A 22,566-nucleotide genomic window follows, 5' to 3' on the forward strand; every position below is an offset into this window, starting at 1 on the left:
CGTCGCGGCGCTGGGTGACGGGAAGCTGCTCCGGGTAGCGGATCGTGCGGCACCGCCGCGCGGCGCGCGTCGATGCGGAGTTCCGCGGCGGCGATCTCCGCCTCGACCGCGCCGAGGTCGCCGCCGCGCGCCCGGTCGAGCCGGCGGCGCAGCCGGTATTCGTCGCGGAGGGAGAGATTCGCCAGGCGGGTGCGGAGCTCGCGGGGTCCGGTATCAGCTGTCCTGGTCATTGCATCGATAAGCGTAGCGAAGGAAGGCAACCGGTATTTCCGGTAGGCGGCGCGTCAGGGTTGCCACAGATGTGCCGTTCGTCCGGATCTGCCGGGTGAACACGGGTTGATATGCGAGGATCGGGCGATGAGCGCCGATACGGGCACGGCTTTGTTCTATCGGATTCTGCGGGTCGTCTTCGGTGTGCTCGGTGCCGTCGCGCTGGCCTGGATTCCTCTGCGTGATCTGCACGAGGACGCCTTCTCTCTCGGAAACTACTTCAGCTTCTTCACGATTCAGTCGAACGTGCTCGGTGTGCTGGTGCTGCTGATCGGCGGCCTGGTGGACCCGCAAAGTCACCGCTGGCAGGTGGTGCGTGGCGCGACGACGCTGTATCTGCTCATCACCGGTGTGATCTACGCGGTCCTGCTGGCGAATATCGACGTGATGCTGACCGATCGCTGGATCAACGACGTCATGCACCGGGTGCTGCCGATCGTGCTGGTGGCCGATTGGGTGCTGGTCCCGGCCAGTGCGCGGGTGGCGCTGTCGCCGCGCCTGATCGCGCTCTGGCTCGTCTATCCGCTGATCTACGGCGCGTACACCCTGATCCGCGGTCCGCTCGTGGACTGGTACCCGTATCCGTTCATCGATCCGCGTGGTCAGGGCTATATCTCCCTGACCATCGGCCTGATCGTCTTGACCGGCGTCTTCACGTTGCTGGCCGTCGCCATCGCCGCGGTCGGCGGCCGGGCCCGCTACCGCGCGTCATGAGCGGACCGGGCGAACGTGGTACTGGCCATACCCGGGCGACGGGATTCGTTGGGCGACACCTTCCTGAGGTAAAGGTGGACACATGAACTCGCTATGGCACGGTTTTGCCGACATGGGTGCGGTCGAGCGGGACGGCGCGTTCGTCGTCGCCCGGGGCGAGGGCGCCTATATCTACGATGCCGCGGGCAAGCGTTATCTGGATGCCACGGCCGGACTGTGGTTCACCAACGTCGGGCACGGGCGCGGCGAGATCGCGGACGCGGTCGCCGCACAGCTGCGCCAGATCGCGCACTACTCCAACTTCGGCGACTTCGCCGAGCCGGCCACCCAGGAACTGGCCGAACGGCTCTCCGCGCTGGCGCCGGTGCCGGGCAGCAAGATCTTCTTCACCTCCGGCGGCTCGGACTCGGTGGACACCGCCGCCAAGCTGGCCCGCCGGTACTGGCACGAGCTCGGCCGCCCGGACAAGACGATCGTGGTCGGGCGCAGCAAGGCCTATCACGGCATGCACGTCGCGGGCACCGCGCTGGCGGGCATCCCGGTCAACCGCGAAGGCTACGGCGAGCTGATGGCCGACGCGCGCACCGTCGACTGGGACGACGCCAAGGCGCTGCTCGCGCTGATCGAGGAGATCGGCGCCGAACGCATCGCCGCGTTCTTCTGCGAGCCCATCATCGGCGCGGGCGGCATCTACCTGCCGCCGCAGGGATACCTCGCCGAGGTGCGGCGGATCTGCCGTGATCATGACATCCTCTTCGTCGCCGACGAGGTGGTCACCGGTTTCGGCCGCATCGGCGGCTCGTGGTTCGCCTCGTCGCGCTTCGACCTCGAGCCCGACTTGATGACCACCGCGAAGGGCCTGACCTCCGGCTACCTCCCGATGGGTGCGGTGTTCATCGCTCCGCGCGTCGCCGAGCCGTTCTTCGGCGGCGGTGTCTGGTGGCGGCACGGCTACACCTACGGCGGGCACGCGGGGTCGGCCGCCGCTGCGCTGGCCAACCTGGACATCGTCGAGCGGGAGAACCTGCTGGCCGAGGCCGCGCGCCTGGAGTCCACCCTGCACGCCAAGCTGGCGCCGCTGGCCGAGCACCCCCGTGTCGCGGAGGTGCGCAGCGGACTGGGCGCCGTCGCCGCGGTGCAGCTGGTGGACCCCGCCGAAGGGCTGCCGATGGTGAAAACCCTGCGCGCCCACGGCGTTTCCAGCCGCGCGGCGGGCCAGGGCGCGATGCAGATCTCGCCGTCGTTCGTGATGACCGACGAGCAGGTCGACGAGCTGGTCGCCGGCTTCACCGCCGCACTCGGCTGAACCTTCTCGAGCATCCCGAAGGACAAGGGGCGTGGCGGTTTTCAGAGCAAGCGCGTCATGAACCTGCTGTACGGGTCCGTCCGGTACGCGCCGAAGGGCGGGCACGACACGAAACCGTGTGCGGCATAAAGCTGCTGCGCGGGCGCGAAGTACTCCGGCGTGCCGGTCTCCAGGCTGACTCTGCGACAGCCACGCGCCCTGGCTTCGGCGAGCAAGTGCCGCAGCAGGATCGAGGCGACGCCGCGTCGTTTGTGCGTCGCGGCGGTGCGCATGGATTTGATCTCGGCGTGTTCGGCGTCGAGCTCCTTCAGCGCCGCGCACCCCGCGAGAACCGTGCCGTCCCAACCGGTCCAGAAGGTGATCTCCGGGCGGCGCAGCGCATCCAGATCGAGGGCGTGCATGCTCTCGGCGGGGGAGTTCGCGGCCATGTCCTCGAGGTGTTCGGTGAGCAGTGCGGCGATCTCCGGTCCGGATAGATCGTCGACGACGATGCGCAAGGCGAGGTCGGAGGTCTGCGCAGCCTCGGTATCGGACTGGTCGGTATCGCTGGACATCCGTCGATCTTGCCGCGCGGGGTGGCCGCTCGCATCCGGAAAACGAGTGCTCGACGGGACACCGCCGGACGCGCTTTACTGTGAAGGCACTCGCCCGCACTTTTGGATGGACGCGGTTGTCCGGCCAGGGGGTCAGATGATGAAGCTCGCCGAAGTCGCCACCCAGGCCGCGGTGGTCGCGCGCCGGGCCGTCGACGAAACCTATTACGCCACTTTGGCGGTGCGGGCCGGTCTGGTGACGCCGGAATGGCCGGACCGGCTGGCCAGGATGGGTGCGGCGGTCTATCGATCCGGCCTGCTCGGCGGGCTCACCGGGGTGGCCGCGGTGCGCTACCGGGATCGCGCCGCGGTGATCGACGAACTGGGCACGCTCACCTTCCGGGAACTCGACGAGCGCACCACCGCGCTGGCCAATGCCTGGCGGGTGCGCGGCCTGCGCGACGGCGAGACCGTGGCGATCCTGGCCCGCAACCACCGCGGCTTCCACTACGCGGTGTTCGCCGCGGCCAAGTGCGGTGCTCGAATCGTGTTGCTCAACACCGATTTCGCGGGCCCGCAGCTGCGCGAGGTGGTCGCGCGCGAGGGTGCCGACCTGCTGGTCTTCGACGAGGAGTACACCGAGATCCTCGGCGATCTCACCGCGCCGCGCGGGCGCTTCCGGGCCTGGGCCGAGGAACCCGGCGTCGGCACTCTGGAGAATCTGATCGCGGGCGCGCCGCGGACCCCGCTGCGCCGCGCCACCACCACCGCGAAGGTCATCCTGCTGACCAGCGGCACGACCGGAACGCCGAAAGGCGCGCCGCGACGGGACCCGACCTCCCTCGCGCCGCTGGGCGCGCTGCTCGACAAGGTGCCGTTCCGGGCCAAGGAGATCACCGAATGCCCGGCGCCGCTGTTCCATACGCTCGGCTTCGCGCACGTGGCCCTCGCGCTCGGGTTCGGTTCCACGCTGGTGCTGCGCCGCCGATTCGACCCGCAGGCGGTGCTGGACAGCATGCACCGCCATCGCGCCACCTCGCTGATCGCCGTGCCGGTGATGCTGCAACGCCTGGTCGATCTGGGGCCTCGAGCTCGTGCGGGGCACGACTTCTCCGCGCTGCGGATCATCTTCGTCGCCGGTTCGCAGCTGGGCGCCGACCTCTGCACCCGGGTGACCGAGGCGTTCGGCCCGGTGATCTACAACCTGTACGGCTCCACCGAGGTGGCCTACGCGACCATCGCCACGCCCGCCGATCTGGCCGTCGAACCCGGCTGCGTGGGTCGTCCGGTCTCCAGCGCCACCGTGAAGATCCTCGACGACGACGGCAACGAACTGCCGGCGGGACAGACCGGACGGATCTTCGTCGGCAACAACTTCCAGTTCGAGGGCTACACCGGCGGCGGGGACAAGGCGCGCGTCGGCAAGCTGATGTCCAGCGGGGATGTCGGCCACTTCGACAGCGCGGGCAGGCTTTTCATCGATGGCCGCGACGACGACATGATCGTGTCCGGCGGTGAGAACGTCTTCCCCGGCGAGGTCGAAGAGCTGCTCGCCGCGCACCCGGCGGTCGCGGAGGTGAGCGCGTTCGGCGTGCCGGACGAGCGGTACGGGCAGCGGCTGCGCGCGGTCCTGGTGGTCCGGCAAGGACATACCCTGGCCGAGGACGAGGTGCGCGAGCACGTCAAAGCGCATCTGGCCCGGTTCAAGGTGCCGCGTGACGTGCTGTTCGTCGACGAACTTCCGCGCAATCCCACCGGGAAGGTGCTCAAACGCGTGCTGCGCGAGCTGTGACGGAGGTCAGCGCGCCCGCCCGTTGCGCGCGAAGAAGCGGCGCAGTAGCTCGCTCGGCGGCCGCAAGGCTCGCAGGCCCCTGGGCGCGGCCACACTGATCAGCCCGCCCCGCTGCCGGACCACCGCCTCGACCACCGCATCGGCGACCGCCACCGGATCGGTGATCGACCCGGCCGCCACCGTGCTGACGGTGACACCGCGCTCGGCGAGTTCGTGATCGAGTGCCGCGCCGAGTCCGACCACGCCGTGCTTGGTCGCGCAGTACACCGCGACACCCAGCGCCGCGGTCACGCCGGCCGCGGTGCCGATGTTCACGATCTGGCCGTGCCCGCGGACGGCGAATCGTTCAGCGGCCAAACGGGTTCCGGTGATCACCGCGCGCAGGTTGATATCGATCTGGTGGTCGGATTCGGCCTCGGTCTCGGCGAGGAACGGACCGGACGGCGTCACGTCGGCGGCGTTCACCACGACGTCGAGCCCGCCGAGCTTGCGTTCGGCGTAGCCGAGAAAGCTCGCGAACCGGGCGCTGTCGGTGACATCGAGGGCCAGTCCCACCACGATCCCGCCGTGCATCCTGGCGAGCTGGTCGGCCACCGCGCGCACCGAGCCGACATCCGCGTCCCCGATCACGACGTCGGCTCCTTCCGCCAGGAAAGCCAGCGCGGTCTCGCGTCCGATGCCGTGCGCGCCCCCGGTGATCGCGATCCGTTTGCCAGCGAGTGTTTTTCGAGACATTTCGTTCTGCCCACCTTTGTCTCTGTCCAACGCTAGGGTGTCGCTGGGTGGCGTTCCATGCGATATCGGGTCATGAGCTTGCGCAATCCGGCCAATGCGGACAGGGTCGATGCTGTCCATGCCGACATCGGCCGATCCGATTGCGAGTTGCGGCCACTGATGTGTCATGTTCAGAACCGGTCGGACGGTTTTGTTGCCGGTAACCAATGACCTTGGGGCAGCGGAACATACGATCTCCGGCCAAAAACCTTGCGCATATCGGCCATAGCAAGCAACGATGGATACGTGGCCTCATGGGAGTGGCGGCGGTCGGTGACACACGCGGTGATCCTCGTCGAGCTCGGAGAAGATCACGGTCTGACCCAGTCGCAGTGCCTGCACGGCACGGAAGTCGACCCCCGCCTGCTGAAGACGCCCGGTGCGGAAATCACCGCGGCACAAGAGCTGGGCATCGTCCGCAATCTCGTCACGCGGCTCGGCGATCCGCCGGGCCTCGGCCTCGAGGCCGGCTCTCGCACGCACATCACCACCCTCGGGGTGTTCGCGCTCGCGGTGCTCAGCAGCCCGACCATGGGTCAGGCCATCGACGTCGCCATGCGCTACTTCAGCCTGATGACCTCTTTCGCGCGTGCCTGGCATGTGTACCGCGACGACGAGATCTGGCTCTACGGCGATGACCGTGACCTGCCTGCCGATCTGCGCGCCTTCCTCGCCGAGCGGGATGTCTCAGCGCTGCTGACGAATTGGTTCCTGGTGTTCGGCGTGCCGCCGCCGGTGTTGCGCGCCGAGATCGCCGGGGGGCTGGCTCCGCGCTTGGCGCCGATCCTGGAACAGTTCGAGATCCCGAGCACCGAATCCGCCGAACTGCAACTGGCCGTGTTCGACGCCGCCGACGTGGATGCGCCGATGCCGCAGGCGAGTCCGCTCACCGCGCAGCTCTTCGAGGAGCAGTGCGACGAGCTGCTGCAACGTCGCGGCCTGCGCCAAGGGGTGGCAGGTTCGGTGCGTTCGGTCCTGATGCACCGGATGAACGGCCGGCTCAGTCAGGAGGAGGTCGCCGCCGGACTGCACATGAGCCTGCGCACCATGCGCCGCCGGTTGGCCGATGAAGGCACCTCATACCGCAGGCTCTGCGCGGAAACCTTCGGCACCCTCGCCGAGGAGTTGCTCGCGACGGGACTGACCGTCGAGGATGTCGCCTACCGGATGGGATATTCAGGCGCACCGAGCTTTTCGAACGCGTTCAAGCAGTGGCGAGGTGTATCGCCGGGGCGCTTCGCGCGAACCGCCGCCGATCGGTACCGGACGTCGGTGAGCCACTGACGTCGTTCACCGTTCCCCAGTTGCGATCAATGCGAGCATGGAAGGGGACAGATCCCCGGTCGCCGCGGCGAAAGGTGGTGGGGTATGGCGCAGTTCGTGCAGCAGTACGCCGGATTGCGGTGGGCGGTGGTCGCGGCCTTCTTGCTCACGGCGGGAATCGTGGTGGGGCGGATGGTCGCACCGGTCGCGGTGCCGGAACAGGTTCGCCGGCACGGTGTATCGGGACCGGCGCCGCGCGGCGGGTACGCCGAATCCGACGCCGCGCACCTGATCATGTGCCTGGTCATGCTCGCGATGCTGGTGTTCCCGGCCGAGGCGAACCCGATCGCCCTGCGCAGTGTGCTGACCGCGCTGACGGTGGTCTTCGCGGCGTTGCTGCTGGCGCGCCTCGCGGAACCGCGCACCGAGGAGCAGCGGTCGCCGGCCACCGACCGACTGGTCCCGCTCGGGTATCACACGGTGACGGCCGCGGCGATGCTCTACGCCATGTCCGGGCATGTTCCCTCCGGACACGCCGACGGGCCCGCCCCGGTGCCCGCGCTGGTGCTCGCCGGGCTGTTCGCCGCGGACGCACTGCTCGTCACGGTGCTGGGCTGGTTCGGCCGTCCGGGCGTCGACACGCCTGGCTACCTGGGTGTTGTGCTCAGGTCAGGCGGGTGTGTCGCGCTGCTGGCCGGTCCGCGCCGGCGCTGGGCGATGGTGCCGCACGCGGTGATGGACCTCGGCACCGCGTACATGTTGATCGCCGCGGTTTCGAGTTGACGGGCGCCGCAGACCAATCCGCGCGCCATCGCAAACCGAACCCCTGTCTATGCAGGCAGGTGATTCGGCCATCGGCAAGACCGGTTCTGCGCCCTGGTACCGGTTCGCAGACCTGGTGCCGGACGGTATCGGCGAGGATGCGGCGATCGTCGCGTGTCCACGGCCGAGCGCCGTTGCTCGACAGCGATCCGCGCTCGTCAGCCGCGAACTGAGCGCCCTGCTGGCCGCGATCGGCGCCGAGGACAGGGCCGCGTTCACCGAGTTCTACCGGCGCACCAGCGCCCGGGTGTTCGGGCTCGCCGTGCGGATTCTGCGCAGCCACGCCACCGCGGAGGAAGTCGCGCAGGAGGTCTACCTACAGGTCTGGTCGCACGCCGCACGCTACGACCCGGCACTGTCGAGCCCGATCGGCTGGCTGATGATGCTCGCGCATCGCCGAGCGGTCGACCGGGTGCGCGCCGAAGCCGCCGCGGCCGGGCGCGACCTGGCGTTCGCGCACGCGCACGCGGGCCGGGACCACGATGTGGTCGCCGAATCGGTGACACAGCGAATGGAGGAGCGGACGGTCGCCGACTGCCTGGATACGCTCACCCCGACCCAGCGGGAAGCGATCGCCCTCGCCTACTACTCCGGGCGGACGTACCGTGAAGTGGCCGATCATCTCTCGGTACCGTTGCCCACCGTGAAAACCCGTATCCGTGACGGGTTGAAGAGACTGGAGAAATGCTTGTCCGGAGAAGGCGTCGATGGCTGAGGTCCCGCCGCGCTCGGACGCGGAACTACTCGACCTCGCCTATCCGTGCGCGCTCGACGCCGTCGCCGAGATCGAGCGCAGACATATCGAGGAGCGGCTCGAAGCCGCCGATCCCGCTGTGCGGCAAACCTTTCTGGACACCGTGTGGCGGATGCGCGAAGTGATGGCGCGGGTCGCCGCCCTCGACGCGCAGCAACCGCCGCCGGAACTGGAGGCCCGGATTCTGGCCGCGCTGCCGGACGAACGGTCGGGTTCGTCCTCGAGATGGTCGCGGCGCATGCGCTGGGCGGTCCCGGTCGCCGCCGCGGCGTGCCTGGTGATCGGTGGTGTGGTGGTCGCCGACCGGATCAACGACACGCCCTCGCCTGTGCCGAGCGCAGAGCAGGCGACCCGCACCCTCGCCGGACCGGTCACCGGCGGCGGCTCGCTCGTCGTAGAGGTCTCGCCCCAGCAGCGAGTAGCCCGCGTCGCCTTCGACGGGGTAGCGCAACCACCCGCCGGCCAGGTGTACCAGGTCTGGTTGCTGGCCGGCGCCCAACCCCGATCAGCCGGTGTGCTTGCTGAATTGCCCTCCGCCGCAAAACCATTCGTCACAGCATTCGCCCCGGGCGAGCAACTGGCGATCAGCGTGGAACCCTCGGGGGGATCGCCCGCGCCGACAACAAGTCCCATCGCGGGGGTGGTGTTGCCCTGAGGTTGGTGGGGACGGGTTCGAGATGTTTGCGGCGGTTCGCGCCGCGCGCGATCCTGGTGGAGCCGTCGGGGGTAGGCGACGTCGACAGCCACCGGGCGCCTCTCGTTGTCCCGCGTGCGTCTCGTCGCCTGGTGCGCGTCTCGTTGCTCGGTGCGCGTCTCGTTACCCTGCGCGCATCTCGTTGTCCCGCGCGCGTGTCAGCCGAGCGACACGCGCGCGGGGTGCGAAATATTGCGCGGCGCCCACCGTAGAGCCACTGCTCGGGAGCTGCCCCACTTCTGGGCCGCTGTCACGGGTGCGCCGCCGCGGAAGTGGTACGGGGAGTCGAGGTTTGCGTGTCGACACGCGCTAGGCCGGGAGACGGCAGCGGGTGCATCGGAAGCAGCTGATGCCCTGCATGTGTACCGAGCCTGTCGCGGGGTCCGTCGCGGCGCGTGTCTGCCCGATTCGCGCGGACACCCTTTGGTGCGCAACGGGACTCGTTGCGGGTGGGCAGCGGTTCAGATCTCCACGGCCTGGTCGGCGACGACTCGGCCGCCGAGGCGGACCCAGCCGTCGGAGTCCCAGCCGGTGAACAGCTGGGAACCCTGACCCTGGGTGATGATCAGGCTGCGGCGCAGCTGCGCGGTGATGGCGACGGCGGCGGCGCCGGTCGCCTCGTCCTCGGCGATCCCGAGGGTGGGCGCGAACATGCGCGACCGCAACGTCCCCCGGTTCTGGTCGGTCCAGGTCCACAGATAGTGCGGGCCGCCGGTGAAGTCGTCCGGCCGCAGCGCGGCGAGCTCCTCGGCGTCGCGCAGTTCGTGGAAGGTGAAGTTCGGTGTCCACTCCGCGCGGGCGGTGATCCAGGTGAGACCCTCGGCGAGCTCCACCGCGACCGGCCCGGCCGGGACCTCGAGTCGCTCGATCGCGGTGTGGTGCTCGGCGAACCACCAGGCGGTGCCCACACTGGGGTGCCCGGCGAAAGGCAATTCGACGGTCGGCGTGTAGATCCGCATCCGGGCGACGCCGTTCACCGCGTCCTCGACCACGACGGTCTCGCTGTACCCGGCCTTGGCCGCGAGCGCCTGGTGCTCGGTGGCGGCCACGTCGGCGGCCCGCGCGATACCCAGTTCGTTCCCGAAACGCCCCGCGCTGTCGGTGAACACCCGCACAACATCTACCTGTGTCCCCATGAGCGCCGAGCCTACTCGGCACCGGCGACAGCAACCGCCCGCGTGATGTACACCACGTGCCCTGCGGCGAATCGGCGCTGGTCAGTGGCGTGCGAACGAGAAGGCCGCCGTTTCGGTGAGCGAAACGGCGGCCTCCGGTACCCGAGCGATCAGACCGTGGCGCCGGCCAGCGCTTCGGTCGACTGCACAGCCTGGCCGACCCCGGCGACGATCGCGGCCGCACGCAGCGACTCGAAGATCACCTCGCGGGACACGCCCGCCTCACGCAACGTGTGCTCGTGCGCTTCCAGGCAGTGCTGGCAGCCGTTGATCGAGGAGACCGCGAAGGACCACAGCTCGAAGTCGGCCTTGTCGACCCCGGGCGTGCCGATGATCTGCATCCGCAGACCGGCCCGCAGGTCGTCGTAGCGCCCGTCGAGGAACGCTTTGCCGCGATAGAAGACATTGTTCATGCCCATGATCGAGGCGGCGCCGAGCGCGGCGTTGTAAGCCTGCTCGGACAGCACGTCGGCGGCTTCCTCGGCGATCTCGCGCAGCGTGGTCGCCGACCGGGTCGCGGCCGCCGACGCCAGCAGGGTGCCCCACAGCTGCTGTTCGTTCAGCACGGTGGTGCGCGCGAGCGATGACAGATTGAGCTTGAGGTCCTTGGCGTACTCGGGGAGGGAGTTCTTCAGGTTCTCAATGCTCATATGTCGTAATCCTTCTCTGGTTCACTGAGTTTCGTAGTTCTGCGGGTTTGCGTCAGACGCTCGCGGCGAGCAGTTCGCCCGCGTTGATGGTCGGATCGCCCTTCTTCCAGTTGCAGGCGCACAGCTCGTCGGACTGCAGCGCGTCGAGCACCCGCAGCACCTCGTCGACATTGCGGCCGACCGAGCCCGCGGTCACCGACACGAACTGGACCTCGTTGTTCGGGTCGACGATGAAGGTGGCCCGGTCCGCGACGCCGTCGGCGTTGAGAACGCCGGTGGCGGTGGCCAATTCGCGCTTGAGGTCGGACAGGATCGGGAACGGCAGCGTCTTCAGATCCTCGTGCTGGGCCCGCCACTGGAAGTGCACGAACTCGTTGTCGACGGAGGCGCCGAGCACCTGCGCGTCGCGGTCCGCGAATTCCTCGTTGAGCTTGCCGAACGCGGCGATCTCGGTCGGGCACACGAAGGTGAAGTCCTTCGGCCAGAAGAACACGATGCGCCACTTGCCCGCGTGATCGTCGCTGGTGATGGTGGTGAAGTAATCGTCAGGCTGCTGAGCGTCGACCTTGGACAGGTCACCTCCGATGACGGCGGTGAGGTTGTATGCCGGGAATTGGTCGCCGATGGTCAGCAAGGCCATGCCTAATCTCCTCAGTTCTGGGTGGGTTTGCTAGCACTGTGCAGAAAAGCAGAAAAGCTCCCTTTCGATCTTGCCGAAGGGCTAGTGAAAGGTAAAGGTGATCAGTCGCACTACACTGATAGCCGTGACCGATCAGACTTATCAGCCGACCCTGTCACAGCTGCGTGCGTTCGTAGCGGTCGCGGAATACCGCCACTTCGGCACTGCCGCAGCGCGGCTCAGTGTGAGCCAGCCCACGCTATCGCAGGCGCTCGCGGCCCTCGAACACGGGTTGGGGCTGCAGCTGATCGAGCGCAGCACGCGGCGCGTGCTCGTCACCGCGGCGGGGATGCGCTTGCTGCCCAAGGCGATGGCGACACTCGAGGCGGCGGACCGGTTCGTCGCGTCGGCGACCGGCGACGGGCTCGGCGGGTCGCTGCGGATGGGCATCATCCCGACGGTTGCCCCGTATGTGCTACCCGGCCTTCTCCCGGAGTTGCGCAAGAAGTTACCCGCGCTGCACCCGCAGGTGATCGAGGATCAGACCGCGCGGCTGCTGGACGGGCTGCGCACCGGCGTGCTCGACGTCGCGCTGCTCGCGTTACCGGCCGATCTGCCCGGTCTGGTCGAAATACCTCTGTACACCGAAGAATTCGTGCTGGTCACCCCGCGCGGTCACGAACTCGCCGGACGGAAGGATCTGGCGCCCTCGGTACTGGACTCGCTGCCGCTGCTGCTGCTCGACGAGGGGCACTGCCTGCGCGACCAGACCCTCGATGTGTGCCGTTCCGCGGAAATCCATCCGGCGGCGGTCGGCGACACCCGCGCCGCGTCCTTGGCGACGGTGGTGCAGTGCGTCGCAGGCGGTCTCGGTGTCACCCTCATCCCGGAAATGGCCGTCGCCGCCGAAACCGCCCGCGGCACACTGGATACCGCCCACTTCGCCACCCCCGCCCCGGGCCGCACCATCGGCCTCGCCTACCGCACCTCCACCGCACGAGCCGACGACTACGAATACCTGGCCGCCATCATCCGCACCCAGCGCCCGGGATAGGTCGCCCGGCTTCGCGGAAGTGCCTGCGGTGCAGCGGTGTCGGTGCGCGTCGACAAGCGGAGTGGGTAATCTCGCCGTTATTGCCCGCACTCAGCGCCCGGGGTAGACCGCCCGGTTCCGTGGAAGTGTCTGCGGCGCAGCGTTTGCTCGGTGCGTGTCGTCGAGCCGAGTTATCCGATGTCGAGTGGGGCCGCTAGGTGCCGAGCAACTGCCCCGCTGCCGCCGATTGCACGAGCGGCGCCGAATCCGAGCGCTCGGCCTACGAGCCGGTGGTCCGCGAATACCTGCTGTTGGGGCTGCGTCCGGGAAACTGATCGACGGTTTCGGGACGAGATTCGTCAGTACTTCGATGTGGAGATCGCGCTCGGAGATCCGGCGTGCTATGCCGATGCACACGAGGCGATCGCCGAGTTGCTACCGGGCACTGGCGGAGCGTGACGACACGGCGCGTCGGCCACCCGGTGAGGTTTCCTTTGGGCTGGGTCGCGAGGATATCGGTGCTGATGCCGGGCAAGTCGGCGAACAGGTCGCTGTACCGGCTTGGGCCCGAGGATGATTCGCGCAATAGCAGCAGGCTTCAGTGGTCGCCGACGACGTCGAGGGCGCGGCCGACGCCGCAGCAGTGGTCGTAGCTTCGGGTGTGGCACGTCCCCTTTTCGGGTGCCGGCCGCCGAGCGGTGCGTGTGGGGTTATCGGGGCCGCCGGGAACTGGTGGTGGCACGGCTACGGGCTGGGCGAACGCTGCGCACGGATGACCGGAACTCGCTGCGGGGCTCCGTCGACGTGGTGCCCGACTGCCAGGAACCGATCCGACTGGCGCGAACGGCTGGGACGGGAGACCATCGCTCGATGGGATCGCGGGACGGTGGAGACGCTCGGTTGTCCGCAGTGAACGGCGCCGGACAATCGTTGTTCGCTTACGGGACACTGCAGTTCCCGCAAATGCTCGAGGTTCTGCTAGGCCGCGTACCCACGCTCACCCCCGCCGCCGCCGTGGGCTGGCGCGCCGCCGCACTACCAGGCCTGCTTTACCCGGGTCTGGTCCCGCAGGCTGACGCCGTTGCCCACGGAGTCGTCATCACCGGCCTCACACCAGGGGAGTGGCGAACCCTCGACACCTTCGAAGACGACGACTACGACCTCCGCCCCATCCCCCTACGAGACGCACCCATCGCGCCGTGGACCTACGTATGGACCGGCCCAGTGGCACAAGACAATTGGGACGCCCCCACCTTCGCCCGCACCCACCTGGCCTCCTTCGTGGTGCACACCCGCGCCTGGCGCCGCGCCGCACTGGACGAGTGATCAGGGGGAACTGGTGGCGGAGCCTTCTCGGGCGATGCCGCCACCAGTTCCCCCTGATCATTCGTCCAGCCGTGGGAGCGAAGCGCGGCGCAGACGCGGTCGAGGATCACGTGCGGGCGGCGGCGGAGAAGGGTCGCGTTGACCCGTACGACACGCCATCCCAGGGACTCCAATGTCGCCGTGCGGTCGATGTCCTTGGTCCGTTGTGCGGGGTCGGTCCAGTGCTGGGCGCCGTCGTACTCCACGGCGACGTGCCAGCGCTCCCATCCCATATCGACCCGGGCGACGAACGATCCGTAGGGATCGCGGATGACCAGTTGTGTTGTGGGACGCGGGAACCCGGCATCGATGAGCAGCATCCGCGTGAGTGATTCCGGTGGAGATTCCGCCCCACCGTCGAGTAGTCCCAGTATTTTCGGCAAGCGAGCGGCGCCGCGTACACCAGGATGCGCGCGAACCAAGGACTCGATCTCCGACGGCGTCACCCCTGTGGCCCGGCAGAGTGAATCGAGGAGCGGTACAGCCTGCTCACGAGTCGATCCGCGACCGATGTCGAATGCTGTTCTCGCTGCCGTAGTCAGTTGAAAACCATCTATTTCGCAGCACTCGGCGGGGTCGAGCACCGTGCGGACGGCGCGAATTCCGGCAGGTGGCTTGCAGTGTGTACGCCGTGCGATTTCCGCGGGTTCGTCCGGGTCGAGCCATAGAGTGCCGTGCAGCGCCGCGGCCGAGAGTCCGATAAGAATGCCGGAACCCTTTGCCCAGTGCGCCGCCGCGCGGGCGCGCGCCGCCGCGTCGAGCGGGTATCCCTTGGGCAGGTAGACATCCGGGAATACCCGCACGAAGTTGTGCCGGAGTTCCCATCGAGAAATCAGCCCGGCGGCCAGCGCCCAAGATCCTGGAAACGGTGCGTCGAGTGCCCCCATGCGCCCCCACTATGCCGCTAGGTACCGACAGTTTCGGCGAGGAGGAACTGGTGGTGGAGCCTTCTCGGCCGATGCCGCCACCAGTTCCCCCTGATCGCCGGTTCAGGTCGAGTTGGCGTTCCTAGACGACCGGTCGTATATTGGGTGCATGGCGCGACCTCGACGGAGTGGAGATACTCGGCAGCTGCTGGTGGAGGAGGGGGCTGCGGGGTTCTTGAGCAGCGGGTACCACGGGACCGGGATCAAGCAGGTGCTGGACAAGGTCGGGGTGCCCAAGGGGTCGTTCTACAACTATTTCGACAGCAAGGAGAGTTTCGGGCGGGCGGTGATCGAGCATCACTCGCTGTGTGTGCAGCGCAACCTGACCGAGGCGTTCGGGGCGGCGGCGGATCCGATCAGCGGACTGCGCGCGTTCTTCGGTCGTCTGATGGGCGAGTTCGTCGCGGCGGATTTCACCGGCGGCTGCTTGATCGCGAATCTCGGCGGTGAGCTGGAAGGCAGTGAGCTGCTGCGGGAGTCGCTGTCGAGTGCGTGGGGCGCGTGGCGGGATCGGGTCGCCGAGCAGCTGCGCGCGGCGCAGGCGGCGGGGCAGATCCGTGCCGATATCGACGCGACCGAACTCGCCGATCTGCTGCTCGAATCCTGGGAGGGCGCGGTGATCCGGATGAAGATCGACCGGACGCTCGATCCGTTGCACAAGTGCCTGAACCGGCTGCTGGACGACTACTTCCGACCCTGACAGGCGGCGCGAACTCTCAGGGGTCTCGCCATATCTATTCCAAGACGACCGGTCGTATTAAAGAGATGAGGAAGAACATGACCAAGACGGTGATCGTGACGGGATCCTCCAGCGGGATCGGACAGGACATCGCGCGCGCATTCGTCGCGCGCGGCGACAACGTGGTACTCAACGGCCGCGACGCGGGCAAACTCGCGGAGGTGGCCGCGAAGCTCGGCGCCCCGGCCGCCGTGGCGACCGTCGCGGGCAACATCGGTTCCCCCGCAACGGGTTCGGAGCTCGTGCGTACCGCCGTCGACCGGTTCGGTGGCGTGGACGTGCTGGTGAACAACGCGGGCATCTTCGGCGCGACGCCGTTCGTGGACGTCACCGAGGCCGAACTCGACAGCTATATCGACGGCAACCTCAAGGGCACCTACTTCACCACCCAGGCGGTGGTCCGCCGGCTGCGCGAGCAGCAGACGGGCGGCAGCATCGTGAACATCGGGACCGTGCTGGTCGAGCACGCGCTGGCCGGCTTGCCCGCCTCCGCCGCCCTGGTCAGCAAGGGCGGTGTGCACGCGCTCACCACCAGCCTGGCCGCCGAACTCGCCGCCGACGGCATCCGTGTCAACGCCGTCGCTCCGGGGGTCATCCGCACCCCGCTCTTCGGCGACGGCGACGAATCCGCCTCGGCGCGGCTGGCTTTGCTGAACCGGATCGGCGAGGTCTCCGAAACCACCGCCGCCGTGCTGTATCTCGCCGACGCCGAGTTCACCACGGGACACATCTTCCCCGTCGACGGCGGCTACATCTCGGGGCGGGCCGCCTGATGCCCTACGTCAACATCAAGGTCACCGACGAGGGCGTCACCCGGGAACAGAAGTCCCGGCTGATCGCGGGCGTCACTGAACTGCTGCGCGAGGTGCTCGGCAAGGACCCGGCCACCACGTTCGTGGTGATCGACGAAGTCGCACTCGCGAACTGGGGTGTGGGCGGCGTCGACGTGGAGGAGTACCGGCGCAGCCGGTCCTGAACAGCCGAACGCCCCACCGGCCAACGGATTTCCGGCCGGTGGGGCGTTCGCGAGGAGCTACACGCGCAGCGCGTGCGGTTCGATCGCGCCGCGGACCAGCGCGCGAGCGTCGATGGTCTCGGGGCGGTAGGGGAGGGTGACCAGACGATCGGTCATGCCCTGGACCGGATCCTCGATGCGCTCGTTCAGGCCGAACAGGAAGGTCCATTCGTGTTCGTCGCTGCCGTACTGGACGACGGTGCCGAACTGCTCGTGGAACCGAGCCCAGGAGCGCTTCAGCGTCTCGTTGCGCCACATCGTCGCGCAGCCCGCCTGCGCGGTGAGCACGCCGCCGGGCGCGAGCAGCGCCCGACATCGGGACAGGAACTCCGACTCGTACAGGCGGTTGTGCTGCGCGTCCTCTACCCGCTCGTCGGGCAGGTCGATCACGATGACGTCGTAGCGGGTGCCCGCCTGCGCGGCGTCGGCGAGGAAGTCCCAGCCGTCGGCGTAGTGCACCTTGACCGGGCCCTCGCCCTTGACCGCGGCGGCCAGCTCGTCGCTGGTGTAGCCGTAGGGCAGGTGCTCGGCGCACAGCTCGACCTCGAGCTGGTCGATGTCGACGTGGTCGACCAGGGTCGCGCCCGCGGCGACCGACATCTGACTTGCCACACCCTCACCGGAGCCGATGATCAGCACCTTGTCCAGCTTCTCGGCGAGCACGAAGGCGGGCACCATCATGGCCTCGTGGTAGGTCAGCTGGGAGAACTCGGTGGACTGGCGATCGTCGTCGGAGAACAGGCTGATGCCCTGCTCGGTCCGCGCGATCACCATGTGCTGGAACGGAGTACGGGTGTCGACGATCACCTCGTGCAGGTCCCAGATGCGGGTCAGGCCCGCGCCCACCGGCTCCTCGATCCGCTGCGAGCCGTGCCCGCGGCGGATCACCTGCATGCGAACATCCTTGGGGGAGAGCTTGTCTCGCAGGAGTTCGACGGCTTTCGACGCACCGGCGCCGATACTGCCGCAGGTGAAGACGTCGACGAAGATGTCGCCGGACTCGGGATAAGTGTGAATCGAGGCGTGAGACTCCGACAACAGCGCGAGGACAGTCACCCCCTGCGGATCGAACTTCTTGTGTACGACATCGCAGATGGTGACGCCCGCGGCGATCAAAGACTCGCGCAACGCCGATTCGAGTTGTTCGAGGTCGTCGCAGAGGGCCGCGTCGACACCACCGAACTCGGCCAGCACATGCCAGCCGGTGAAATCTGCCGTCATGGGCATACTCACTCTCGCCTAGGGGTTGGCAGCCGGCGTCAGCCGGCGGGGCGGGTAGGTTCAGCGCCCGAGACGTGCACGGTCAAGGGCGGAAAACCATTGAAGGACACCGACGAATAACTCGCGGTATAGGCGCCGGTGTCGAGGATCTGGATGCGATCACCGGCTCGCAACGTGGTCGGTAACAGGACCCGCGTGCGTTGATACAGTACATCGTCTCCGTCGCAGGTCGGACCAGCCACCACTGCCTCGTCGACAGGGTCGCCGTCCCGATCCGTGACGAATCGATAGGCGATGTACTCGTTCTCGGTCTCGGCCATGCCGTTGTAGCGGCCGATGTCGAGATACACCCAGCGCCGGCCGTCCGGCGCGATGCGCACGCCGACGACCTCGGCGTGGATGACACCCGCCGACCCGACCAGCGCGCGGCCGGGCTCGACCACCAAACCGGCGGTGGCGGGCAGGTATTCGGCCACGGCGGCGCCGACCACCGTGGCGATCTCGTCGAGCGCGGGCGCCGGGTCGGCGTACGCGATCGGCAGGCCGCCGCCGATGTTCACCGAGGAGACGTGAATATCCTTGTCGGCCAAGGCTTGTACGATGCGGCCCGCCTGTTCGACGCCGATCCGCCACGCGTTCGGGTCGAGTTGCTGGGAGCCGACGTGGAAGTACGGCCCCGCGACCGTCAGCCCGAGGTCACGCGCCCGGACCAGCAGCCGCAGCGCCTCATGGGGCGCACAGCCGAACTTGGTGCCGAACGGGGTGCGCGACTCGGGAGCCGAAGCGAGGAAACGACATTCGACCTCCGAGCCCGGTGCGTGCTGCACGATGCGCAGCAGGTCGTCCTCGGTGTCGAAGGCGTAGCGGCGCACGCCGAGCGCGTACGCGCGGGCGATGTCGGCGGCCTTCTTGATCGGGTTGCCGTAGCAGAGCGTCTGCGGCTCGACGCCCAGCGCGAGGCACAGCTCGATCTCGCCGATGCTGGCGACGTCGAACTCGGCGCCTTCCTCGTCGAGCACGTGGATGAGCTCCGACACCGGGCTTGCCTTGACCGCGAAGCGAATTCGTGCCGTGGGCAGGGCGGCACGGAGCGCGCGGTAGTTCTCGCGCACTCGCTCGGGGTAGATGACAAGGAACGGTGATTCGGGCATAGTTGATCTTTCGCTCGGGCAGCAGCGGGAAGAGTAGCAGCGGCCCCTACCCAGAAACGAATCCGTCAAACCTCACGTTGACCACAGGCCGACTCTGCCCTCGAAAAGCGGCGGGAAGTAGTCGATGACCTGTATGGATTCTGTAGAGATCGGAGCCGGCGGCGGTGCGGATCAGCCCGCGGACACCGTGAGTTCATCGAAGACGATCTCACCGGCGGCATCGGACTCGGCCAGGTCCACCAACGCGACGATCGACCAGCCGTGGTCGCCCGCCGGGTCGTCGAGAACCTGACGCACCTGCCAGAATCCGGGTCTTCGTTCGATCTGGAACAGTTGCGGTCCGCGCGCGTCCGGCCCGGTGCCGATCCGCTCGTATTCGGCGAAGTACGGGGCCAATTCGGCGGCCCAGTCCGGGCCGGTGCCGAGCTCGTCGAGCAGGTCCCAGCGGCGCAGCGCGGCCAGCTCGACGCGGCGGAACATGGCGTTGCGGATCATCACGCGGAAGGCGCGCTCGTTCGCCGAGATCGGCCGGACCGTCTCCGCGCCGAAGGCGAGCTGCTCGGCGTCGGTCTCGGCGCCGGGGTTGGTGAGCTGCTCCCATTCGTCGAGCAGGCTCGAATCGACCTGCCGGACGAGCTCGCCCAGCCACTCGGTGATGTCCTCGAGCTCCTCGGTCCGCGCGGCATCGGGCACGGTGCGGCGCAGCGCGCGGTAGGCGTCGGCGAGATAGCGCAGCACCACGCCCTCCGAGCGGGCCAGCTCGTAGAACGAGATCAGCTCGGCGAAGGTCATCGATCGTTCGATCATGTCCCGCACCACCGATTTGGGCGACGGCGCGAACTCCGACACCCAGGGATGCCCGGCGCGATAGGTCTCGAAGGCGGGCTCGATCAGCTCGGCCAGCGGCTTGGGCCAGGTGACCTCTTCGAGCAGTTCCATCCGCTCGTCGTATTCGATGCCGTCGGCCTTCATCTCGTTGATCGCCACACCGCGCGCCTTGTGCTGCTGAGCCATCAGCAGCTGGCGCGGATCCTCGAGCGTGGATTCGATGAGGGACACCACATCGAGGGTATAGCCGGGCGCGTCTTTGTCCAGCAGGTCGAAGGCGGCCAGGGCGAACGGTGACAGCGGCTGGTCCAGCGCGAAGTCGCGTTGCAGGTCGACGGTGAGCCGGGCGCGCCGGCCTTGCGCGTCCGGCTCGTCGAGCTGCTGCACCACCCCGGCGTCGCGCAGCGCGCGGTAGAGCCGGATGGCGCGCAGGATGTGTCTGCGCTGTGCGGGACGCGGTTCGTGGTTGTCCTCGAGCAGGTGCCGCATGGCGTCGAAACAGTTGCCCGGCCGCGCGATCACGTTGAGCAGCAACGAGTTCGTCACGGTGAAGCGGGAGACCATCGGCTCCGGCTGAGCCGCGATCAGCCGGTCGAAGGTCTCTTCGCTCCACGACACGAAACCCTCGGGTGGCTTGCGGCGCACCACTTTTCGCTGCTTCTTCGGATCGTCGCCGGCCTTGGCGAGCAGCCGGGTGTTCTCCACCTCGTGCTCGGGCGCCTGGACCACGACGGTGCCCATGGTGTCGTAGCCCGCGCGGCCGGCGCGGCCCGCGATCTGATGGAACTCACGGGCTTTCAGCCTGCGGGTACGCACGCCGTCGTACTTGGTGAGTCCCGTGAGCAGCACTGTGCGGATCGGCACATTGATGCCGACGCCCAGGGTGTCGGTGCCGCAGACGACCTTCAGCAGCCCTTCCTGCGCGAGGCGTTCGACCAGCCTGCGGTACTTCGGCAGCATGCCCGCGTGATGCACGCCGATGCCGTGGCGGATCAGCCGGGAGAGCGTTTTGCCGAAACCGGACGCGAACCGGAACTCGCCCAGCGCCGTGGCGATGGCGTCCTTTTCGGCCCGGGTGGCGAAGTTCACACTGGTGAGCGCCTGCGCTCGCTCCAGCGCGGCGGCTTGGGTGAAGTGCACCACGTACACCGGAGCCTGGTGGGTGGTGACGAGCTCTTCCAGGGTCTCGGTGATGGGCGTGCGCGCGTACGAGAAGGTCAGGGGTACCGGACGTTCCGTGCCCGCGACGACCGCCGTCGATCGGCCCGTGCGGCGTTCGAGATCCTTCGCGAAGAAATCGACCTCGCCCAGAGTCGCCGACATCAGCAGGAACTGCGCGCGCGGCAGTTCGAGCAGCGGGACCTGCCAGGCCCAGCCGCGATCCGGGTCGGCGTAGAAGTGGAACTCGTCCATCACGACCTGGCCGACATCGGCGGCCGCGCCCTCGCGCAAGGCCAGGTTCGCGAGGATCTCGGCGGTGGCGCAGATGATGGGAGCGTCGGCGTTGACCGCGGCGTCACCGGTCACCATGCCGACCCGCTCGGCGCCGAACACGTCGCAGAGCGCGAAGAACTTCTCGCTGACCAGCGCCTTGATCGGGGCGGTGTAGTAGGTGCGTTTGCCCTGCGTGAGCGCGATGAGGTGAGCGCCGACGGCGACCAGCGACTTACCGGAACCGGTCGGCGTCGCGAGGATGACGTTGGCACCGGAGGCCAATTCGAGCAGCGCCTCGTCCTGCGCCGGATACAGCGGGGTGCCCTGCTCGGCGGCCCAAGCCCCGAAGGACTCGTACAACGCGTCGGCGTCGGTTCCCGGTATCTCCAGCAGCTCGGTCAAATCCACTCCGCACACCCTACGTGCCGGTGTGCGGAGGCTTGTTACCGCTGCTCGTCTGTTTCGGTACCGCCCTCGTAGCCGCCTTGTTCGGCGAGGAACCGTTCGAACTCGGCGCCCAGTTCGTCACCGCTGGGCAGCTCGCCGTCGCCCACGAGCAGGCTCGACTGCCGCTCCTGCGCGCTGACGAAACTGTCGTACTGGCGTTCCAGCGCGTGCACCACGGTCTCCACCTCGGAGTTGCCCGCGATGTGCTCGTTGACCTGTTCGCGCACGCGTGCGGCGGCCTCGCCGAGCGCGGCGAGCGGGATGTCGAGACCCGCGTTGTCGGCGACGTTCTCCAGTAGCGTCTGCGCCGCCTCCGGGTACGCGGTCTGGGCCAGGTAGTGCGGCACGTGCACCGAGAAGCCCACCGATTCGTGACCGTGCTGAGCCATCCGGTACTCCAGCAGCGAGGACGCGCTGCCGGGCACCTGCAGCTCGCCCGGCCAGCGCTGATGCTCGGGGATCAGATCGCGGTCGGAGGAATGCGCGGTCACACCGAGCGGGCGGGTGTGCGGGATCGCCATCGGAATGGCGCTGAGACCGATGCTGCGGCGCACGCCGAGCTGTTCGGCGAGCAGCCGCACCGCGGTGGTGAACTTCTCCCAGCGCAGATCCGGTTCGATGCCCGCGAGCAGCAGGAACGGCGTGCCCGCCGTATCGCGCAGGGCCCAGAGGTTCAGCTCGGGCTCGGCGTACTCGGAGAAGTGGTCGGTCTTGAAAGTCATGAGCGGGCGGCGGGAGCGGTAGTCCAGCAGCTCGTCCACATCGAACGAGGCAACCAGTTCGCTTTCGAGACTCTCGCGCAGGTGCGTGGTGGCCAGCCGCACCGCGTGCCCGGCATCGGTGAAGCCTTCCAGCCCGTGCACCAGGACGGGACCGGCGCCGTCGTCGGACGACAGCTGGGGAGCGGGGAACTCCAGTTCGTACATTCGCGACTCGTGCTCCATCGCGTACTCCTTCCTGCGCGGTTCCTGCACCGGTGCTGCTCGGCGCTCGACAGGGATGTCGTTCGAGAGCGGCCGACCGGGACGGGACCATGTCCAT

At 68.1% G+C, this 22,566-nt stretch carries 21 protein-coding genes and 2 pseudogenes; 12 read left to right on the plus strand and 11 right to left on the minus strand.

What is annotated here, in order from left to right:
- Positions 1-230, minus strand: a pseudogene (locus NBRGI_RS44780) (hypothetical protein); the annotation flags it as partial.
- Positions 231-357: 127 nt separating this feature from the next.
- On the opposite strand from NBRGI_RS44780, the gene NBRGI_RS41500 reads away from it, so the two are divergent.
- A complete protein-coding gene (locus NBRGI_RS41500; RefSeq protein WP_029903568.1) occupies positions 358-984 on the plus strand; it encodes a Pr6Pr family membrane protein in 627 nt (208 codons plus the stop codon).
- 82 nt (positions 985-1,066) lie between these two features.
- On the plus strand, positions 1,067-2,290 hold the full coding sequence (locus NBRGI_RS41505) for an aminotransferase family protein (protein WP_029903570.1): 1,224 nt from the start codon (positions 1,067-1,069) through the stop codon (positions 2,288-2,290).
- 41 nt (positions 2,291-2,331) lie between these two features.
- Here NBRGI_RS41505 and NBRGI_RS41510 read toward each other — a convergent pair whose 3' ends face one another.
- Positions 2,332-2,844, minus strand: a complete 513-nt coding sequence (locus NBRGI_RS41510; protein WP_051728436.1) for a GNAT family N-acetyltransferase — start codon at positions 2,842-2,844, stop codon at positions 2,332-2,334.
- A 139-nt stretch (positions 2,845-2,983) separates the two neighbouring features.
- Between NBRGI_RS41510 and NBRGI_RS41515 the strand changes: the two genes are divergently transcribed.
- Positions 2,984-4,615: an acyl-CoA synthetase gene (locus NBRGI_RS41515; RefSeq protein ID WP_029903572.1), complete on the plus strand. Its 1,632-nt coding sequence runs from the start codon at positions 2,984-2,986 to the stop codon at positions 4,613-4,615.
- A gap of 6 nt (positions 4,616-4,621) precedes the next feature.
- Here NBRGI_RS41515 and NBRGI_RS41520 read toward each other — a convergent pair whose 3' ends face one another.
- The gene (locus NBRGI_RS41520; RefSeq protein ID WP_051728437.1) at positions 4,622-5,350 is read right to left on the minus strand and encodes an SDR family NAD(P)-dependent oxidoreductase; all 729 of its coding nucleotides are present in this window, start codon (positions 5,348-5,350) and stop codon (positions 4,622-4,624) included.
- A gap of 285 nt (positions 5,351-5,635) precedes the next feature.
- Here NBRGI_RS41520 and NBRGI_RS41525 point away from each other — a divergent pair, with 285 nt between their 5' ends.
- From NBRGI_RS41525 to NBRGI_RS41540, 4 genes are all read left to right on the plus strand, one after another.
- Positions 5,636-6,673: an AraC family transcriptional regulator gene (locus NBRGI_RS41525; RefSeq protein WP_063726388.1), complete on the plus strand. Its 1,038-nt coding sequence runs from the start codon at positions 5,636-5,638 to the stop codon at positions 6,671-6,673.
- 84 nt (positions 6,674-6,757) lie between these two features.
- Entirely contained in the window at positions 6,758-7,435 is a 678-nt protein-coding gene (locus NBRGI_RS41530; protein WP_029903575.1) for a DUF5134 domain-containing protein, read from the plus strand.
- A 49-nt stretch (positions 7,436-7,484) separates the two neighbouring features.
- Positions 7,485-8,189 (plus strand): ECF RNA polymerase sigma factor SigK, encoded by a 705-nt coding sequence (gene sigK, locus NBRGI_RS41535; RefSeq protein ID WP_029903577.1) that lies wholly within the window; start codon positions 7,485-7,487, stop codon positions 8,187-8,189.
- Complete coding sequence (locus NBRGI_RS41540) at positions 8,182-8,883, plus strand: anti-sigma factor (RefSeq protein ID WP_029903579.1); 702 nt, start codon at positions 8,182-8,184, stop codon at positions 8,881-8,883. The genes sigK and NBRGI_RS41540 overlap by 8 nt, the downstream gene beginning before the upstream one ends.
- A 500-nt stretch (positions 8,884-9,383) precedes the next feature.
- Here NBRGI_RS41540 and NBRGI_RS41545 read toward each other — a convergent pair whose 3' ends face one another.
- The 3 genes from NBRGI_RS41545 to NBRGI_RS41555 form a co-directional block, all read right to left on the minus strand.
- Positions 9,384-10,058 (minus strand): PhzF family phenazine biosynthesis protein, encoded by a 675-nt coding sequence (locus NBRGI_RS41545; RefSeq protein WP_029903582.1) that lies wholly within the window; start codon positions 10,056-10,058, stop codon positions 9,384-9,386.
- 149 nt (positions 10,059-10,207) lie between these two features.
- Positions 10,208-10,747: a carboxymuconolactone decarboxylase family protein gene (locus NBRGI_RS41550; RefSeq protein WP_029903584.1), complete on the minus strand. Its 540-nt coding sequence runs from the start codon at positions 10,745-10,747 to the stop codon at positions 10,208-10,210.
- Positions 10,748-10,799: 52 nt separating this feature from the next.
- Positions 10,800-11,387: a peroxiredoxin gene (locus NBRGI_RS41555; protein WP_014986752.1), complete on the minus strand. Its 588-nt coding sequence runs from the start codon at positions 11,385-11,387 to the stop codon at positions 10,800-10,802.
- A 124-nt stretch (positions 11,388-11,511) separates the two neighbouring features.
- On the opposite strand from NBRGI_RS41555, the gene NBRGI_RS41560 reads away from it, so the two are divergent.
- The gene (locus tag NBRGI_RS41560; protein ID WP_029903585.1) at positions 11,512-12,420 is read left to right on the plus strand and encodes a hydrogen peroxide-inducible genes activator; all 909 of its coding nucleotides are present in this window, start codon (positions 11,512-11,514) and stop codon (positions 12,418-12,420) included.
- A gap of 849 nt (positions 12,421-13,269) precedes the next feature.
- Positions 13,270-13,725, plus strand: coding sequence for a gamma-glutamylcyclotransferase family protein (locus NBRGI_RS49490; RefSeq protein ID WP_051728438.1), 456 nt, complete (start codon positions 13,270-13,272; stop codon positions 13,723-13,725).
- Between the two features lie 92 nt (positions 13,726-13,817).
- Here NBRGI_RS49490 and NBRGI_RS50055 read toward each other — a convergent pair.
- Positions 13,818-14,651: pseudogene (locus NBRGI_RS50055) on the minus strand (endonuclease domain-containing protein); the annotation flags it as partial.
- Between the two features lie 148 nt (positions 14,652-14,799).
- Here NBRGI_RS50055 and NBRGI_RS41580 point away from each other — a divergent pair.
- From NBRGI_RS41580 to NBRGI_RS41590, 3 genes are all read left to right on the plus strand, one after another.
- Positions 14,800-15,390 carry a TetR family transcriptional regulator C-terminal domain-containing protein gene (locus NBRGI_RS41580; RefSeq protein ID WP_029903588.1) on the plus strand — a complete coding sequence of 197 codons (591 nt, stop codon included), beginning with the start codon at positions 14,800-14,802 and terminating at the stop codon, positions 15,388-15,390.
- Positions 15,391-15,455: 65 nt separating this feature from the next.
- Positions 15,456-16,202: an SDR family NAD(P)-dependent oxidoreductase gene (locus NBRGI_RS41585; RefSeq protein WP_029903590.1), complete on the plus strand. Its 747-nt coding sequence runs from the start codon at positions 15,456-15,458 to the stop codon at positions 16,200-16,202.
- Positions 16,202-16,405, plus strand: coding sequence for a tautomerase family protein (locus NBRGI_RS41590; RefSeq protein WP_029903592.1), 204 nt, complete (start codon positions 16,202-16,204; stop codon positions 16,403-16,405). Before NBRGI_RS41585 ends, NBRGI_RS41590 begins: the two co-directional genes overlap by 1 nt.
- A 57-nt stretch (positions 16,406-16,462) precedes the next feature.
- Here the strand turns inward: NBRGI_RS41590 and speD are convergent, their stop codons facing one another.
- From speD to NBRGI_RS41610, 4 genes are all read right to left on the minus strand, one after another.
- Positions 16,463-17,665 (minus strand): adenosylmethionine decarboxylase, encoded by a 1,203-nt coding sequence (gene speD / locus NBRGI_RS41595; protein ID WP_029903594.1) that lies wholly within the window; start codon positions 17,663-17,665, stop codon positions 16,463-16,465.
- 38 nt (positions 17,666-17,703) lie between these two features.
- The gene (locus NBRGI_RS41600; RefSeq protein ID WP_029903596.1) at positions 17,704-18,816 is read right to left on the minus strand and encodes a type III PLP-dependent enzyme; all 1,113 of its coding nucleotides are present in this window, start codon (positions 18,814-18,816) and stop codon (positions 17,704-17,706) included.
- 171 nt (positions 18,817-18,987) lie between these two features.
- Entirely contained in the window at positions 18,988-21,486 is a 2,499-nt protein-coding gene (locus NBRGI_RS41605; RefSeq protein WP_029903597.1) for a DEAD/DEAH box helicase, read from the minus strand.
- A gap of 35 nt (positions 21,487-21,521) precedes the next feature.
- Positions 21,522-22,469: a PAC2 family protein gene (locus tag NBRGI_RS41610; RefSeq protein WP_029903598.1), complete on the minus strand. Its 948-nt coding sequence runs from the start codon at positions 22,467-22,469 to the stop codon at positions 21,522-21,524.
- Between the last annotated feature and the right edge of the window lie 97 nt (positions 22,470-22,566).

Origin of the sequence: Nocardia brasiliensis IFM 10847 (assembly GCF_000710915.1) — a bacterium.
Taxonomy (GTDB): domain Bacteria; phylum Actinomycetota; class Actinomycetes; order Mycobacteriales; family Mycobacteriaceae; genus Nocardia; species Nocardia brasiliensis_A.

Bases quoted from the DNA above. Each gene is read 5' to 3' on its own strand.
- NBRGI_RS49490 (WP_051728438.1), top strand. From the start codon at position 13,270: ATGGGATCGCGGGACGGTGGAGACGCTCGGTTGTCCGCAGTGAACGGC.
- NBRGI_RS41555 (WP_014986752.1), bottom strand. From the start codon at position 11,387: ATGGCCTTGCTGACCATCGGCGACCAATTCCCGGCATACAACCTCACC.
- NBRGI_RS41500 (WP_029903568.1), top strand. From the start codon at position 358: ATGAGCGCCGATACGGGCACGGCTTTGTTCTATCGGATTCTGCGGGTC.
- NBRGI_RS41610 (WP_029903598.1), bottom strand. From the start codon at position 22,469: ATGGAGCACGAGTCGCGAATGTACGAACTGGAGTTCCCCGCTCCCCAG.
- NBRGI_RS41590 (WP_029903592.1), top strand. From the start codon at position 16,202: ATGCCCTACGTCAACATCAAGGTCACCGACGAGGGCGTCACCCGGGAA.
- NBRGI_RS41530 (WP_029903575.1), top strand. From the start codon at position 6,758: ATGGCGCAGTTCGTGCAGCAGTACGCCGGATTGCGGTGGGCGGTGGTC.
- NBRGI_RS41585 (WP_029903590.1), top strand. From the start codon at position 15,456: ATGAGGAAGAACATGACCAAGACGGTGATCGTGACGGGATCCTCCAGC.
- NBRGI_RS41510 (WP_051728436.1), bottom strand. From the start codon at position 2,844: ATGTCCAGCGATACCGACCAGTCCGATACCGAGGCTGCGCAGACCTCC.
- NBRGI_RS41600 (WP_029903596.1), bottom strand. From the start codon at position 18,816: ATGCCCGAATCACCGTTCCTTGTCATCTACCCCGAGCGAGTGCGCGAG.
- sigK (WP_029903577.1), top strand. From the start codon at position 7,485: ATGCAGGCAGGTGATTCGGCCATCGGCAAGACCGGTTCTGCGCCCTGG.
- NBRGI_RS41520 (WP_051728437.1), bottom strand. From the start codon at position 5,350: ATGTCTCGAAAAACACTCGCTGGCAAACGGATCGCGATCACCGGGGGC.
- speD (WP_029903594.1), bottom strand. From the start codon at position 17,665: ATGACGGCAGATTTCACCGGCTGGCATGTGCTGGCCGAGTTCGGTGGT.
- NBRGI_RS41505 (WP_029903570.1), top strand. From the start codon at position 1,067: ATGAACTCGCTATGGCACGGTTTTGCCGACATGGGTGCGGTCGAGCGG.
- NBRGI_RS41515 (WP_029903572.1), top strand. From the start codon at position 2,984: ATGAAGCTCGCCGAAGTCGCCACCCAGGCCGCGGTGGTCGCGCGCCGG.
- NBRGI_RS41550 (WP_029903584.1), bottom strand. From the start codon at position 10,747: ATGAGCATTGAGAACCTGAAGAACTCCCTCCCCGAGTACGCCAAGGAC.
- NBRGI_RS41580 (WP_029903588.1), top strand. From the start codon at position 14,800: ATGGCGCGACCTCGACGGAGTGGAGATACTCGGCAGCTGCTGGTGGAG.
- NBRGI_RS41545 (WP_029903582.1), bottom strand. From the start codon at position 10,058: ATGGGGACACAGGTAGATGTTGTGCGGGTGTTCACCGACAGCGCGGGG.
- NBRGI_RS41540 (WP_029903579.1), top strand. From the start codon at position 8,182: ATGGCTGAGGTCCCGCCGCGCTCGGACGCGGAACTACTCGACCTCGCC.